The sequence below is a fragment of the Asaia sp. A2 genome (genome assembly GCF_057319415.1).
On the sequence record NZ_JBXWTO010000015.1, the window covers coordinates 52,502 to 68,173 of the forward strand.

Annotated in this window: 18 protein-coding genes; 13 read left to right on the forward strand and 5 right to left on the reverse strand. The window is 53.9% G+C overall.

The annotated features are described in order from the left end of the window. The first annotated feature begins 15 nt into the window (after positions 1-15). The 6 genes from ACWNRM_RS12350 (at position 16) to ACWNRM_RS12375 (ending at position 3,871) form a co-directional block, all read left to right on the forward strand. Positions 16-486 carry a chemotaxis protein CheW gene (locus ACWNRM_RS12350; protein WP_023980062.1) on the forward strand — a complete coding sequence of 157 codons (471 nt, stop codon included), beginning with the start codon at positions 16-18 and terminating at the stop codon, positions 484-486. Continuing rightward, entirely contained in the window at positions 483-1,322 is an 840-nt protein-coding gene (locus ACWNRM_RS12355; RefSeq protein WP_485171098.1) for a CheR family methyltransferase, read from the forward strand. Before ACWNRM_RS12350 ends, ACWNRM_RS12355 begins: the two co-directional genes overlap by 4 nt. A 14-nt stretch (positions 1,323-1,336) precedes the next feature. Continuing rightward, positions 1,337-2,365 carry a protein-glutamate methylesterase/protein-glutamine glutaminase gene (locus ACWNRM_RS12360; protein ID WP_485172221.1) on the forward strand — a complete coding sequence of 343 codons (1,029 nt, stop codon included), beginning with the start codon at positions 1,337-1,339 and terminating at the stop codon, positions 2,363-2,365. A gap of 79 nt (positions 2,366-2,444) precedes the next feature. Continuing rightward, complete coding sequence (locus ACWNRM_RS12365) at positions 2,445-2,834, forward strand: response regulator (RefSeq protein WP_023980065.1); 390 nt, start codon at positions 2,445-2,447, stop codon at positions 2,832-2,834. A gap of 11 nt (positions 2,835-2,845) precedes the next feature. Then, positions 2,846-3,394 (forward strand): chemotaxis protein CheD, encoded by a 549-nt coding sequence (locus ACWNRM_RS12370; RefSeq protein ID WP_485171100.1) that lies wholly within the window; start codon positions 2,846-2,848, stop codon positions 3,392-3,394. A gap of 132 nt (positions 3,395-3,526) precedes the next feature. Next, positions 3,527-3,871: a hypothetical protein gene (locus ACWNRM_RS12375; RefSeq protein WP_485171101.1), complete on the forward strand. Its 345-nt coding sequence runs from the start codon at positions 3,527-3,529 to the stop codon at positions 3,869-3,871. Positions 3,872-3,910: 39 nt separating this feature from the next. Here the strand turns inward: ACWNRM_RS12375 and ACWNRM_RS12380 are convergent, their stop codons facing one another. Both ACWNRM_RS12380 and ACWNRM_RS12385 read right to left on the reverse strand, forming a co-directional pair. After that, positions 3,911-4,273 carry a flagellar biosynthesis regulator FlaF gene (locus ACWNRM_RS12380; RefSeq protein ID WP_231944573.1) on the reverse strand — a complete coding sequence of 121 codons (363 nt, stop codon included), beginning with the start codon at positions 4,271-4,273 and terminating at the stop codon, positions 3,911-3,913. 81 nt (positions 4,274-4,354) lie between these two features. After that, positions 4,355-5,200, reverse strand: coding sequence for a MotE family protein (locus ACWNRM_RS12385; RefSeq protein ID WP_485171102.1), 846 nt, complete (start codon positions 5,198-5,200; stop codon positions 4,355-4,357). An 884-nt stretch (positions 5,201-6,084) separates the two neighbouring features. Here ACWNRM_RS12385 and ACWNRM_RS12390 point away from each other — a divergent pair. Then, the gene (locus ACWNRM_RS12390) at positions 6,085-7,071 is read left to right on the forward strand and encodes a flagellin N-terminal helical domain-containing protein (protein WP_485171103.1); all 987 of its coding nucleotides are present in this window, start codon (positions 6,085-6,087) and stop codon (positions 7,069-7,071) included. Positions 7,072-7,132: 61 nt separating this feature from the next. Here the strand turns inward: ACWNRM_RS12390 and ACWNRM_RS12395 are convergent, their stop codons facing one another. Both ACWNRM_RS12395 and ACWNRM_RS12400 read right to left on the reverse strand, forming a co-directional pair. Continuing rightward, positions 7,133-7,861, reverse strand: coding sequence for a glycosyltransferase family 25 protein (locus ACWNRM_RS12395; protein WP_485171104.1), 729 nt, complete (start codon positions 7,859-7,861; stop codon positions 7,133-7,135). 138 nt (positions 7,862-7,999) lie between these two features. Next, positions 8,000-10,327 (reverse strand): glycosyltransferase, encoded by a 2,328-nt coding sequence (locus ACWNRM_RS12400; RefSeq protein WP_485171105.1) that lies wholly within the window; start codon positions 10,325-10,327, stop codon positions 8,000-8,002. Positions 10,328-10,667: 340 nt separating this feature from the next. Here ACWNRM_RS12400 and ACWNRM_RS12405 point away from each other — a divergent pair, with 340 nt between their 5' ends. Next, entirely contained in the window at positions 10,668-11,654 is a 987-nt protein-coding gene (locus ACWNRM_RS12405) for a flagellin N-terminal helical domain-containing protein (RefSeq protein ID WP_485171103.1), read from the forward strand. A gap of 63 nt (positions 11,655-11,717) precedes the next feature. Here the strand turns inward: ACWNRM_RS12405 and ACWNRM_RS12410 are convergent, their stop codons facing one another. Continuing rightward, positions 11,718-12,236, reverse strand: a complete 519-nt coding sequence (locus ACWNRM_RS12410) for a hypothetical protein (protein ID WP_485171106.1) — start codon at positions 12,234-12,236, stop codon at positions 11,718-11,720. Positions 12,237-12,553: 317 nt separating this feature from the next. Between ACWNRM_RS12410 and fliE the strand changes: the two genes are divergently transcribed. From fliE to ACWNRM_RS12435, 5 genes are all read left to right on the forward strand, one after another. Continuing rightward, entirely contained in the window at positions 12,554-12,889 is a 336-nt protein-coding gene (fliE, locus tag ACWNRM_RS12415) for a flagellar hook-basal body complex protein FliE (RefSeq protein WP_023979282.1), read from the forward strand. Between the two features lie 12 nt (positions 12,890-12,901). Beyond that, a complete protein-coding gene (locus ACWNRM_RS12420) occupies positions 12,902-13,177 on the forward strand; it encodes a flagellar biosynthetic protein FliQ (RefSeq protein ID WP_485171107.1) in 276 nt (91 codons plus the stop codon). A gap of 53 nt (positions 13,178-13,230) precedes the next feature. After that, a complete protein-coding gene (locus ACWNRM_RS12425; protein WP_485171108.1) occupies positions 13,231-14,016 on the forward strand; it encodes a flagellar biosynthetic protein FliR in 786 nt (261 codons plus the stop codon). Positions 14,017-14,051: 35 nt separating this feature from the next. Then, positions 14,052-15,125, forward strand: coding sequence for an EscU/YscU/HrcU family type III secretion system export apparatus switch protein (locus ACWNRM_RS12430; protein ID WP_485171109.1), 1,074 nt, complete (start codon positions 14,052-14,054; stop codon positions 15,123-15,125). A 240-nt stretch (positions 15,126-15,365) separates the two neighbouring features. Further along, a partial coding sequence (locus tag ACWNRM_RS12435) for a helix-turn-helix domain-containing protein (protein WP_485172220.1) occupies positions 15,366-15,672 on the forward strand: 307 nt, incomplete at its 3' end.

The window sequence follows — 15,672 nt, forward strand, 5'->3', positions numbered from 1 at the left end:
AATCAGGAACCTCCGATGACCGAACAACTGACAACCATTGAAGGGCCCGGTGTCTCGTCGATCAAGATGATCGTTTTTGCAGTCGGTGCACAGGAATACTGCATACCCATTCTGAGCGTACGCGAAATCAGAGGTTTCGAGAAAACCACAACCCTGCCCTTTGCCCCCGCTTACGTATGCGGTGCGATCAACTTGCGCGGCATTATCCTGACCGTTATCGATCTCGCAGCCTACCTGAACATTGCTCCGGAACTGGAGAATGCCCGGCGTGTCGTTGTCATCGTCGAATCAAGAGGCGGTGTGGTCTATGGCCTTCTGGTGGACCGGGTTATCGATCTCGCCGATATCAAATCGACTGATATCCAGCCGACCTCCGATGAGGGGGGATGCTTGCACGGTCTGGTGCTGGTCGATAACCGGATGATTGGAATTCTGAAACTTGATACGGTCGTCAAACAGCTTGTTGGCGAATCCCCCAAAGAATGACCGCCTCCATCACCCTTACTGCCCCTGAATATACAGACACCGATTTTCGACGTCTGCAGGGAATCGCACAAGAGCAAGCTGGTATCTGCCTGCCAGACACCAAGAAGGCGCTCGTCTATGCACGTGTGTCGCGACGCGTGCGCGAAATGCAGATGGGCAGCTTCGAGGCGTACCTGCAGTTTGCCACCAGCCCCGCAGGCACGGTCGAACTCGAAAAGCTGATCTGCGCTCTTACAACGAACGTAACGGGCTTCTTTCGTGAGCGGAATCACTTCGATCATTTGCGCACCGAAGTCATGCCCTCCCTGACTCCGTTGCTTCGTCAGGGAAAGAAGATACGTATGTGGTCAGCGGCCTGCTCGACAGGGCAGGAGCCGTGGAGCATCGCCATGACGACGCTCGGAAGCTTTCCGGAAATAGGGTCCTTTGATTTCCGCATTCTGGCGACAGATATCAACAGCGACGTCGTGGCCCGTGCCGCCGAAGGCATTTACGCTCGCGACGAACTCGAGGGGATTCCGGAGCGGGAACGTTCTCTCTATCTTGAGGACCACGGCGGTTCGGCAAGCATGAGCGCCTCGTTGCGCGCCCTTCCAAGCTTCCGGGTCCTTAATCTGAATGCTGGATGGCCTTTCCGCGGCAGCTTTTCAGTCATCTTCTGCCGCAACGTTGTCATCTATTTCGATGATACGACGCGCGAAGCATTGTGGGCTCGTCTTGCCGAACGCCTCGAGCCGGGTGGCTTTCTTTATGTCGGTCATTCGGAACGCGTCGCCAATGCTGCGCAGTGCGGATTGATCAATATTGCACCGACCATATACAAAAAGGAGGGCTAGGTTTGTCCCCCCTGGTGAAAGTACTTGTAGTTGACGACTCCCGGACGGCGCGCGCGATGATACGCCATGCTTTTCAGGGGCATCCTGATCTGCTGATCACAGGCGAAGCCTCCAATCCCCTCGAAGCCAAGGATATGATTATTAAGGACCAGCCTGATGTCATCACGCTTGATATCGAAATGCCGAATATCAACGGGCTACAGTTCCTGGACAAGATCATGCGGTTGCGACCGATCCCGGTCGTCATGGTCTCGAGCCTGACACAGCGGAATGCCGAACTGGCACTTACTGCCTTGCAGATGGGTGCCTTCGACTGTTTTCCCAAGGCAATGTCATCCGCACCCGGAGTCAACGCCTATGCCGGCCTGCCAGGGATCGTCCGCCAGGCGGCAAAGTCCAAGCCGGAAACACGCGCCAAAGAGACGAAGCTGCCAGCATCGACACCTGAGCGCCTTGTCTGGTCTCAGGATTTTGCCGTTGTCGCCATAGGCTCATCGACCGGAGGCGTCGAGGCGCTTGAGGAGGTCTTGAGCGGGTTCCCTCCTGACAGCCCACCCATTGTCATATGTCAGCATATGCCAGCATTTTTCACAGCAAGTTTCGCTGCCCGTCTCGATAAGAAAATAGAGGCGCTATCGATACGCGAAGCGCAGGATCGCGAAGTCCTGCGAAAGGGCGATGTCCGAATTGCGCCCGGTGGCTCTCATCATGTGACGGTTACCCTCAACGCCCAAACTGTCACGACACGACTGCATACGGGTCCCGCCGTCAACGGACATACGCCGTCTGTCGACGTGCTGTTCGACTCGGTTGCGGAACAGGTGGGCAACGCGGCGCTTGGCATCATTCTGACAGGTATGGGGCAGGATGGTGCAGAAGGGTTGCTAGCGATGCGCCGTTCAGGGGCATGGACAATTGCGCAGGACAAAGCGACCTCGGTGGTGTACGGAATGCCCCGCGTCGCTGCTGAAATCGGAGCAGCAACGCAAATCATGCCGCTCAGCCAGATTAGCCATGCCGCGATGGCCGCTCGGGTGCGTTAACACGATGATCCGCTTTATTCGCCAAATATCAAAGCCTGTCACATTACCTTCTCTCAGCGTAAAGCCCTAAGGATCCGATATGCCCGCAGCCTCTCAAATTCGAGCTCTGATTGTCGATGACCAGGCTTCTATCCGTCAGGTTCTAGCCAACAATCTTGCCCAGCTTGGTTTCACGCAAGTGGCCCAGCGCAAAGATGGCAAGGAGGCACTTGAGTATCTGGGGCAGAATCCCACCCACCTGGTGATCTCGGATTTCAACATGCCTGTCATGGACGGCCTCGCATTGCTTCGCGCAGTGCGAGAAAATCCCAAGACACAGAAAACCGCTTTTGTCATTCTCACGAGCGAAGCGAGCCGTGATCTCGTACAAGAGGCAATCAAAGCGGGCGTGAACAATTTCCTCGCGAAGCCCTATACCGTCGCCAAGCTACGCGAAGTACTGGAGAAGGTCTTCGGACCTATCACCTGATGCAACAGCAAATGCTTACCCAAACCGTCATTCAGGGTGATGTCATTGTTGCCGGGGGGGCCGACACTCTGCTTACCACCCTGCTGGGATCGTGCATTTCCGTATGCATGTACGATCCACTTGCCGGGATAGGTGGCATGAATCACTTTCTCCTTCCTACTGGAGAAGGATGCGACAACAGCACGGCCCTTCGTTTTGGGGTGAACGCTATGGAAAAGCTGATAAACGGCATCCTGACTTCTGGCGGTAAGAGAGACCGCCTTTTGTGCAAGGCATTCGGAGGCGCCGCAATCGTGGCTTCCCTGGGCAAGATCGGTCAGGAAAACAGCCTCTTTGTGATGGGATACCTTGCAAACGAGAGAATATCCTGCGTCGCGCAAAGTCTGGGGGGCACACAGGCGAGACGCATACGCTTTTGGCCAGCCACCGGGCGCGCACAGCAAAATCTTGTCGAGGATGGCCGCGCAATCGGTGTTCAGGAACAGGCCTATAACAAGAAAGAAGCCGCTTTCGAAAGAAAGTGGAAAACTGACGACAAGACCCATGTCGAGCTATTTTGAAAGATCGCCGATCGTCCAGGTGCTGACGCGACACCCCCTCCAGTCGCAGCAAATGAGGTTCAGAGTTTTTACGCGCCTGCCAATCTACGGGAAATACCTCCCAGCTTAAGCTATTTGGGATTCATGCAATCGATGAACACCGAGCCTCGCGAATTCATATCCAATATTGTTGCGCAACTGGTTATCACACATGGCGATCTGCTAAGTGTGCAGGCAGCTATCGAGAGATCCGCGCTTAATATGAGTTTTCATGAAAGCGAGATCAGAAATCTGCAGAAGCTCGATCACGCGACCCAGTTTGTCGACGCGATCACTATCATACTACGCAACTTCATGCACACTGCGTGCCGTGATGATGACACACAGCTGAATCTCGAAGATCTTCTCAAAGATGTCCAACTTGGAAGTGTGCAGGGTCTCTTTACAGGCAGGAATGCCCCTTCACCAGCCGCCACCGGTGAAATAGATTTCTTCTGAGAGTTATCTCTGGTTTGATCAGTGTGTTCGGGCTGCTGATCAGCCCGTCACTCCTGTTAATCCGTCAAGCACATCCCGGGAAATATCAATAAGGGGAAATAGAGTCAGCTCCTCGTTCAGGATAGCCTGGATCCCGTATTTCTGAGCTTTGTCCGCAAGGTTTACAATCAACGCCCGTTCATCATCCGGCGTATGGCCGCTGTCAATGATATTGGCCTTCATGATAAGCGACCATAATTTCTGGTGTCGGTCGAGAGCTTTGGCGCGCAGGCTCGCATCTGCCTCTGCATTTTGCAACTCTTCGATCATCATCGTGAAAGCGACCACCTCCGCTTCTCTACCGGACAGGCTTGTCTCTGCGACTGCTTTATAGGCGCGTAATCCAGGGTGCATGGCGTTCATTTTTCAGCCCTTGCGGCAGGTCGGTGGTGATTAACTCTACTATCTCAGTCAGGCTGAACATCAAGATCCTATGCGTAGAATCTACTCTTTCGGAACAGGTGGATGATCTGAGCCTACACTTGGGAGCCATGAGAGTGTGCCCACACTACCCGCATGACCAGCCACGCTGTCAGAACCACTCCGGTTAAGGTGGAAATTACGTACGCCAGCCAGATACTGCGACACCGTGTTGACCCGCTCGGGAAACATGTATCCCATGATCGCTGATATCTTCCGCGGGTTCATGCTGTTTGCAATCGACACGAGCACGTGGATATCCATGATATTGAAAACCGCAGCGGCCTCTCTCGGCGGCATTTCCTCGTAGATCTTCACGAGACGCGAGGTCTCTGCGACCATCATCTCTTTATGCTGCGCCTGTTTTTCAGCAAGTTCGGCCATCGAATTATCAATGGCGCGCATCTTCTCCTCAAGAACGATACGTGCCGAGTCCAGAACGTGTTTCTGCTCCTCAAGCTTGCGACGTTCATCCTCTATGGATCCCTGGTGCGACAGCAGACGCTTAACCAGTTCAGCCTGGGCCTGATCTGTGGTCGATGTATCTGTCACGTCCGTAGCACCACCCGGCACACAGGATATGCCGATACAGGATGCAGCAGGACCATCGTTCTTCAGGAAGGCGGCGTCGACCGGAATTGCATCGTCGTCAGCTCGGATTCCTTCCGATGTCACAGGGATGGTCTTCCACCCTTCCGTGTTCGTCGAAGCCGCAGATACCGAAGGCTGCTCATTATGAGATTTGGGAAGTGGTGCCTGAAGCTTGGCAGTCATATTTGCTGTGTCGGTGTTTTCAGGCTGGGTGCTGCGGTCATCTTCACCCATACGACTAGCGAGCGCATGCACATTCATTGCAAGCGCTAGTGTCATGAAGATGGTCGACACATGGAGTAGACGCCCAAGTGGAATTCGCGGCATGACCAAGAAACCCAAAATTCAAATAGATAGATAAGAAAAATAATACGATATATATACTAACTACTTAGGTGCATTAGTTTATATATTTAAATTCATCCTTCGATGATACATTGCCCGTTAAAGGTCAAGATATCGATAACATTCGCATCACGTAATAGTTATTCATGCCCGATTTGGCAAGCACTTTTATCACGAAGAGTTGCTACACTCACCTTACCCGTCTCTCACTCGGCGAAGAGAGCGTTGAGACTGGGCACCCGCGAGGAGGCCGCACTCCAACAAGGATCGTGATACGAGACCTGCTGTCTCGGCGCCTCATGTTGCACGGGGCTCTACGCAACGACGGGCTCAAGACATCTAATCTCAGATTAGGGCCCTCATGGCACCACAAGTCTTGGTCGTCTCAGGCGCTGCACATCCAGCCCCCTGAGCCAGCATTCTGACGAGAGCAGTCGAATCGAGCATCAATCTTAGCTTCAGACCATGCAGTGTAACCATGATGATGCCCTCAATAGCGCGCCGAACCGGGCCCTTCGCGATGTGGTGTGAGCTGCCTTTCATAAGACATGCCAATCGGCATGGAAACCCTATCGCCTCGATACCGGTGATCGAGGCACCTTGTTGCGCTATATCGAAATCAACAACGCGCTTCATCAAAGCTTGTCCGACAAACCACCAGTCAGCTCTGTTTGCTGTATCGTCTGTGGTCTGATCGAACGTGATGGCTGTACGGGTATCATCTGGGTTCTCTCCATTCTGGTAATCTTCTCTTATCCATTTCGGGTTTTATGATGCTTGCGTGGCCCGATATCTGGGCGAGCACCAGGAGAAATTCGATGAGCCTTTCAATCAACACCAATGCCTCGGCGATGGTCGCCGTTCAGACCCTGAACGCCACCCAGACGGCCCTGAGCAACGCTGAAAACACCATCTCGACCGGCCGCAAGGTCTCGAGCGCTGCCGACAACGCCGCTGCCTACGGCATCGCGCAGCAGATGCAGGGCAACGTCTCTGGCCAGTCCGCTGTGAATGACGGCCTCTCCTTCGCCGCACAGACGGTCAGCTCGACCAGCACCGCCGTCAACCAGATCATCAGCGTGCTCAACAGCGTCCAGAACGCAGTGACCACCCTTGGCAACAACCAGGGCAGCCCGGCGGCTCTCGACCAGATCGGCACCCAGATCACCGGCCTGCTCCAGCAGATCGATACCATCGCACGTAACGCAACCTTCAACGGCGTAAACCTGATCTCGGGCAGCACAAGCGACGGCCTGGGTATCACGTCCAGCAACCTCAGCTACATCACCGGCCTTCAGGGCGACCAGACAACCATCACAGGCTTCAACGCCGCTATCGCTTCCTATATGGGCGGAGTCAGCGTCGCTGGCGCACCGGCCGTTTCCTCTTCAACGCCTTTCCAGACCGGTGTCGCCGGCACAAGCCTGACCGATGCCCTCGGCCTCACCACAAACAGCGGCACGAGCGGTGCAAACCCGACCACCAACGTGTTCGAGTCTACCGGTGGCGTACTCGGCGGCAACAAGAGCGTTTCCGACATGATCTCGCAGGTTCAGGCCGCCATCAAGGCCATGACCTTCGTAACCTCCACCCTGGGCGCAAACACCAACGTCATCAACAACATGAGCACCTACGGCTCAAGCATCTCCGACAACCTTACCAACGGTATCGGCTCTCTGACCGACGCAGACATGTCCGCAGCCAGCGCCAAGCTGACCTCGCTTCAGACCAAGCAGTCCCTCGCCATCAAGTCGCTTACCATCGCCAACTCCCAGTCGCAGAACATCCTCTCACTCTTCCAGTAAAATAAAAAAGGCCCCTCGCCTCCAAAAGCAAGGGGCCTGCCCTGACGGCACATCTAAAAAATCAACGTAGTGTCTGCACAGTGCTATTGGCCACATCGTTCTTGGCAAGAACGAGAGGAGGAAAAGCAACCCAGGCCTGCATCTTGTCGTAGCAAGCCGCCATCATATCATCGATGCCAGTATTTTCCTTGTTCTTCTCCAGACCAGGATAAAATGTCTGCATCGGCCGCAATGGCAGAACATGCGCCAGCATTTTGGAAATACCGCTGGGTGAGATGGAATAACCAATCAGCCCGTGAGCGCGCAGCAAGCCAAACAGCAATGACTGCCCCGGTTTTTTTCTGAAATCTTCTTTGTATTTCAGAAGATTTTCGTGATCAAAGCGCGACGTGCAATAAAATCCTGTCTCCGCATTTCTAAATGTGAGGTGGGCATCTGTGTTGTATCCCCACAAAACCAGATCCCAATCTTCAGGCAGCGTGGCCAAGAGGTCAGTGCTTTTTTCATCGAAACTCTCGCTGATGATCGCATCATCTTCGAAAACTGTGCATCCCTGCCCTTCTTGCAGGGCGTTCGTCCATATCGTGAGATGAGACATGGCGCAGCCAAGCGCTCCAACGCTGTATTGCAAAGCGGGATCCAGGATCTTCTGTGCAATAAGCACTGCGCGATCGAGCCTCAGACCGTCGATTGCCTCAAAAACCCGTACATCTGTGAAGGTAGGATTGTCGCGGCGAAAGGCCTCTAGTCGTTCAGGCGTGCGTGCGAGTGTGATAAGCCATTTGTTCATACGTTCCGTTTCCACACGCTCTAAATCTGATGAACAGAAACTTCTTGAATCACGAAAACATAATCGCAAGTCGATGAAAGACGTGGACCGCGAAAGCGCATCTCCACCTGCGGCGCCCAGAGTCAGCTCTATTGTTATCTAGCCCGTTGCCGGACGATAGCGTACGACCTCAGTAAGGCCCGGAGAACCCTTAATTATCAACCTAGCCAATGTTTCGGTTGTGAAGCCAAAAGGCGGAAGTGAAAAATCGAGGCGACCACCTCGGATATGTTTACCATCAACTTTGTCTTCGTTGATGACGGGATAGTCAGGCAGCATATAATTAACCAGAATTATTTCTCGGTATCGCGATATATTACCGATCGCCCTGATGATCGACTGATTTGAGAGGTGTTGCAATACATCTTTCACGATAACCAAATCCCCGTCAGCAACGGGAACCTGCTCGACAAGATTGATTACGCCGAAATGCACATTCGTCAGATTGGAGTAGGTACGTTTATTTACAGCAATAATTTCGTGCACAAGATCCATCGCGACGAACATTGTGTCCGGGCAACGCCGTGCGATTTCGGCCCCCACTCGGAAATCTCCACACCCAATATCTAGCACTGTCCGGAATTTGTTGCGTACAATATAGTGCCAGATAAAGTTTATATAATCACTACATTTATCAGGATCTGACCCAACCCCCGAATATACTCGACCGGAACTTCCCCAATCATTGTTTCTGTAAATCTGCTGAAATACAGATTGCAATCCACGATCTTCCGTCGCTACGAGAGGAAATGCAGCGCACCTATCGCGTAGCTCAGCAAGGTGTTCGATATGGCCGTTGCCAAGAATCGCACGGCAGGCGAGCGAATAGGTATCGAACCGCGACCAGATATTGGCTTCGTCTATTTCATTGAGGATCGGCCACGACATACTTTCCCACAGATGAAGAACGTATGCGTCCGGAAAAGCGACAGCCTGCTCGAAAAGCGAGGAAAGCCCTGCTCGGTCCCAGGAAGTTATAAAGAAAGCTTCCGGAGCTAGAATGGCCGCCAGACCAGGTAGCGCTGCATTCAAAAGGTGGGGGATTTTTGTCGAAGAATGCGCCCAGTACCGGGAGTCGAAATGCTTGTAGCTATCCCACCATGCAGCCATGAACGGGACGTCTGGTGGGGAGAGTATAACTGAGTTGCCCAGACTTTCGGCTTCCACCCTTGGATCTGTTGAGCTGAGCTCACGAGCCATAACAGTTTGCGTCGCGGAGAAGAGAGGTTCCAGACTTTTGAGGGTGATCGTATCCAGATCGAGATAAATTCCACCGTATGCCCGCAAGACACTCATTCTGACGATATCTGACTGATGGGCAGGATGCATGACCGGATTACCAAAAATACGCTGTGGCGCAGGTACGATCACGATATCCGCTATATGCTTCACTGCCTCCCAATAGGGCCCTTCACGTTCGGCGATGCACCAGAGGACAATCCTGAACCCCGGATGATGAGTCGCTGCGGAAAGCACAGCCATATAATGACTGAACCCGAAAGGCCTGATACCAGGCGGCTTCTTTTCGGAGAAGTAATTCACGTCATCAAAGGCGATTTTTTCAGGGGTGGTCTCAACAAAATGAATGAGCTTGGGTAAGACTCCTGCTTCATTCGAGCAGATAGGACGACATGCACTTTTGCTCAGGCAATCATCGAAAAGCTGCCTGATATTAATACACGCATAGTCAAATGATTCATCGACAGCTCCGACAGACTTGAAAACATCTTCTGGTAGCCGGCCAACAACCAGCGGTGGGAATGAGACATGCGCAGCCATAGCGCCCTGTTCGATCAAACTCGAGAAGAGGGTGCTGAGAGAGACGCCCCTCATCTCGCGCCCCGCCAGCTTGCTCCTGTAGCTATATTCTCGGATTGGCAGCGAATTCATCAGAATCGATGCGCCACGTGGCGAAACCGTATATCCGGACATTCCCTCGATCGCGCTCAGTTTCAAGAGCAACGCAGGGGTTTTACGCTCTCCCAGAGGACCTGTAGGGCCGGTTGATGGATGGTCGTCACATTTGAGGATACAGTCACCCATCTGATTGGGCATTTTGACAATCATCAGGCCGTTGTAATCAACGCCCCACACAGTCAGGTCCCAAGCCTCGGGAAGCGTCTGCAAGAGCGCGTTCGCCAGTTCCTCAAAATTATCTGGTATCGATGATTTATCGCTGAAGATTGTGCGCGGCACACCGTCGGCAACACACTGACTCCACTGAATGACATGGGAAAAGATTTCGGCCACCTGATCGTCCGACGCCCGGATATTAACATCCAGAAGGCCGTTCTCCACCATATAACTGCGGTCGAGTGCGAGCACGTCAAATGACGGTACCACTTCCAGATTGTCAGCCGCAGGATTTTTTTTTCTGAACTTTCTCAGTGTTTCAGTATCTGCTTTGGAGATCACGCAAAGAACCATCGTCCTGCTTCCGTATCGACTCGTACCGTGAAAGTGCTGTCTGGCCATTGCCACATGGATCTCTAGACAGTCGGATTTGTCTTTGTATGACCGAGGATCACAGCCGAGACAACACTCCTCTACTCGAGCGAGCGCCATGTCTTGATGATGGATTCTTCTGAGATCGTTAATGAGACGTATCGGTCATCGCTGTTTGCTGTATCGTCTGTGGTCTGATCAAGCGTGATGGCTGTACGGGTATCATCTGGGTTCTCTCCATTCTGGTAATCTTCTCTTATCCATTTCGGGTTTTATGATGCTTGCGTGGCCCGATATCTGGGCGAGCACCAGGAGAAATTCGATGAGCCTTTCAATCAACACCAATGCCTCGGCGATGGTCGCCGTTCAGACCCTGAACGCCACCCAGACGGCCCTGAGCAACGCTGAAAACACCATCTCGACCGGCCGCAAGGTCTCGAGCGCTGCCGACAACGCCGCTGCCTACGGCATCGCGCAGCAGATGCAGGGCAACGTCTCTGGCCAGTCCGCTGTGAATGACGGCCTCTCCTTCGCCGCACAGACGGTCAGCTCGACCAGCACCGCCGTCAACCAGATCATCAGCGTGCTCAACAGCGTCCAGAACGCAGTGACCACCCTTGGCAACAACCAGGGCAGCCCGGCGGCTCTCGACCAGATCGGCACCCAGATCACCGGCCTGCTCCAGCAGATCGATACCATCGCACGTAACGCAACCTTCAACGGCGTAAACCTGATCTCGGGCAGCACAAGCGACGGCCTGGGTATCACGTCCAGCAACCTCAGCTACATCACCGGCCTTCAGGGCGACCAGACAACCATCACAGGCTTCAACGCCGCTATCGCTTCCTATATGGGCGGAGTCAGCGTCGCTGGCGCACCGGCCGTTTCCTCTTCAACGCCTTTCCAGACCGGTGTCGCCGGCACAAGCCTGACCGATGCCCTCGGCCTCACCACAAACAGCGGCACGAGCGGTGCAAACCCGACCACCAACGTGTTCGAGTCTACCGGTGGCGTACTCGGCGGCAACAAGAGCGTTTCCGACATGATCTCGCAGGTTCAGGCCGCCATCAAGGCCATGACCTTCGTAACCTCCACCCTGGGCGCAAACACCAACGTCATCAACAACATGAGCACCTACGGCTCAAGCATCTCCGACAACCTTACCAACGGTATCGGCTCTCTGACCGACGCAGACATGTCCGCAGCCAGCGCCAAGCTGACCTCGCTTCAGACCAAGCAGTCCCTCGCCATCAAGTCGCTTACCATCGCCAACTCCCAGTCGCAGAACATCCTCTCACTCTTCCAGTAAAATAAAAAAGGCCCCTCGCCTCCAAAAGCAAGGGGCCTGTTCATTCCATGGGTAGCTAGAGCCTTACTCAACCGGACCGTTGAGTATACGCGCTGCCACGATGACCGAACCCCCTTCGGTTTCAGCGCCGGTCCGGAACATTCTCCATTTCCCAAGAGAAAAAACCCACGTGCCGGTAAAACTGGCCACTTGGGCATGTGGTTTACAAAAGCCATCAGGTTGTGATTCCTCCTGCCTGTTGCACTGCATGGCATCGGAATTCGTCAGCGGAATATAGACGTTGGTATTTAGCTGCGCAGTACGGCCGTGAATCTGGATTGATCCGTCTATCCCGCTTTTCTGTCCCTGCTGACCATTGTTCGAAACGTCGTCAGGCGTGCCACGTGTTATGATATCTATATATTTTGTCTCGTTATCAGAACACACCTCGATTGAGGCCGATCCGATCACCCTGTTTTTTGCTTCCTGCCCGACATAATCGACAATTGCCTGCACCTCGGCGATCCGAACAACTCCAGAGGGGCAACGTATGCTGTCTCCATTCCCGGGCAACACTGTACCAGCGTAAGCCGGAGCCGACATTCCTGTTAACCCCGTCGCCAGACACGGTACCGTAGCGCACAAGACCGCGCGCGCAGAGAGGAACAAGCCTCGCGGTGAAACCACTTTCATATCCTTCGTGAAGGTTCGCTCGATGGTTGGGCCACGATACCCGAAAAGTCGCACAGCAGAAGCATGACACGACAAATTTCCTCAAAAAGCCCGACGCCGGAAAAGTGATGTCACAGTGGGCGCACCGATAACGTTGCCGAAAGATATTGCTGTCATGATCGGTTCACGTTACGAACGACCTTGGCAACAATCTGCCCTCCCTGCGGCAGATGATTCGGTAGAGGCTCATGATCAGCGACGTCACCACCCGTAGTTTCGACGCCATGAACGCGTATGGAGAAGTTCAGCGTAGCCTGCAATCCGCAACGGGCCCGGCCAAACAAGCTGACACCTCCAGCATTGGTACCGGAAGTTTCAGTGACGCACTCAGTGGTGCGCTGCAAGATGCGGTGCATACCGGAAAAGTTGCCGAAACCCAGACCGCGGCCGGTCTCTCAGGGCATGGCGATATGACTGAGATCGCGACATCTGTCGCTGAGGCAAAATTGACGCTGCAGACCGTAACGGCAGTTCGTGATCGCTTTGTGCAAGCCTATCAAGATGTAATGAAAATGTCGATCTGAACGCAGAACGGCATGCAACATACGGTAGACATTCACGAGATCCTGCAGGAATCCCTGTTCGTAGCGGTCAAGATGGGTGCCCCGTCGCTTCTAACCTCGCTTGCCGCAGGCATCCTGATCTCGCTTTTTCAGGCAGTTACCCAGGTCAACGAAGCAACGCTATCTTTTGTACCCAAGTTTGTCGCTGCAATGCTTGCCCTTATGCTGACAAGCTCGTTCATTTACGCAACCCTGCATAATTATGCGATGCAGATTTTCGATCAGATGGTCATCGCAGGCGGATCATGAACAGAACAATGTCGACACTGCGGCCGTTGTTCGGAATATTGCGGAAAAGGTAGATGCTGGCTCTTCCATCTCCCGATGTGGTAGCCGTCTATCTGATGATCCTGTGCCGTGTCAGCACACTTGTCATGGTAGCGCCAGGGCTGGGTGAGTCCACATCACCCATGACAGTGCGCGCAGGCATAGCTGTCACGATTTCTTTCCTGCTTGTCCCGCTGCTGGAGCCTGTGCTCACCCCCGTGGTGACGCCGGCCCTAAAGAGCCCGGCTCTCCTGATCGTCATGATTGCTCAGGAGTTGCTTATAGGAACTTTCATCGGATGGATGGCGCGACTGATCGCGATGTCACTCATCATCGCTATGCAGTTCATTGCAACTTTCACGGGTCTGGCGAGTGTTTTACAACCCGACCCTGACTTGGGTGCCTCGAGTACCGCCATCAGTCATATGGCCTCTTTCCTCATCCCGGTACTTTTTCTGACGACAGGATTGTATATCCTGCCCCTCGCCGCGCTAACAGGCTCTTACAAAGTGTTCTTACCGGGCCAATTCCCTTTTCTGAATGATATGGCGCAGGCTGCTGTCATGAGCGTATCACTGAGCTTCAGGCTTGGCCTTCAATACGCTGCTCCGTTCGTTCTTGTCGGCACCCTGTGGCCTGCGCTTCTCGGCGTACTGAACCGACTGATGCCTGCTATTCAGGTTTACGGAATTGCCATGCCTGCCCAGCTTCTGGGCGGCGTATTCCTGATCGCTCTCCTGATTCAGGTCATCACTGGCGTCTGGCAGGAACGTATGCAGGAAACACTTCTTCAGCTTCCTGGCATCCATGCATTCAAATAATCTAGCCCTCCCAACTCGTACTTCTCGCCCAGTGTATGGCTGAGGACGGAAGCAGCGAAGATCGCACACAGGCCCCTACACCGCGACGCCTTGCCAAAGCAAGGGAAGAGGGAAATGTTGCCCAGTCGCGTGAAACACAGATGCTGCTCGTCCTGGGAATATTCCTTGCGGTATTCTCAATGACCGGGGCGACTTCGGGATATCGCTTCATTACCCATATGCATGGATTACTGGAGCACTTCTCCACCCCAATCGACGATACAGCAACGATCGGGCGTATCGTCCATCAGGCGTTTGCTGAAGGAATCCTCCTGATCGCTCCGTTCGGTGGAGCATGCATGGCAGCTATCATAGGTTTCGGTCTCTTCCAGACACAGTTCCTGTTCAGGCCTCAGGCGCTTGCTCCCGACCTGAAACGGCTATCTCCTGCCGCCGGGGTCAAACGTGTGTTCAGTGCCCGAAATCTCGTCGAACTCCTCAAGAGTCTGGCAAAGTTTTTAGTGTTTGGTGTTGTGCTATACAATATAGCACGCGGAACGCTGCATATCGCCCCTGAAGCGGAGAGATGGACTATTCGTCGGCTGACACAGGAGCTCGTTTCCTGGTTTGTCTACGCCACCCTCGTTATCCTCGTTGTTCAGGTTTTAATCGCTGTACTCGATGAATTATGGACTCGATACAGTCGCCTCCAGAAGCTACGGATGAGTCACCAGGATATAAAGGACGAGACGAAGCAGGAAGACGGTGATCCCAAGATCAAGGCCAAGAGACATCAATTGAGAATGCGTCGCGCCCGACAACGCATGCTCCAATCGGTGAAAACCGCAACCGTTGTGGTCACCAACCCCACGCATTACGCGGTAGCCCTTGCATATGAGAGCGATTCCACGGCCGCACCCAAAATTGTAGCCAAAGGCAGCGACGAACTGGCGGCACGCATTCGAGCCGCAGCAGATGACGCACGTGTGCCAATCGTCAACAATCCCCCTCTCGCACGCGGACTCTACACATTGCCGCTTGATACCGAAATACCGCCAGAGTTTTTCAAACCGGTCGCGGCCATCATCGCCTATGTCATCAAGCTGAAGACACCAGGTTCGAGGCGATAAACACTACTATTTGGAGGGTTCGAAGAACCCACTGGTTTTGAAACCAGCTCTGTGATTCCATTCGTCCGGTTCTGACTGAGGGAATGGCGCTATGAAACAGTGTGGTTTCTTTGACGTTGAGGAGCGGCTTGCCCGGTTGAGCGGGCCTAGAGCGTTTTCTTTGCTGATTGAATCATTTGGGATTCCCAATCTGTGTGCGATCTGATTCAAGATGACGGCCGGGATGGAGGCCGGCGCTGGATGTCGTCACGCACCCTGTCTCTGGATCTACGCGCCCGCGTTGTCGCGGCGGTTTCAAAGGGCCTGTCGCGCCGGCAGGCTGCCGAGCGCTTTGGCGTCAGTCCGGCGAGTGCGGTTCGCTGGTGTGCCCTGGCCGCGTCGACTGGCAGCCCCGCAGCAAAACCACGCGGTGGGGATCGACTGTCACACAGGATCGAAGCACAGGCCGACCGGATCCATGCCCTGATCGCGGCGCAGGACGACCTGACCCTTGCCGAAATCCGTAACCAGCTGGCTGAGGATGGCCACCATTTCGCGATTGGCACGC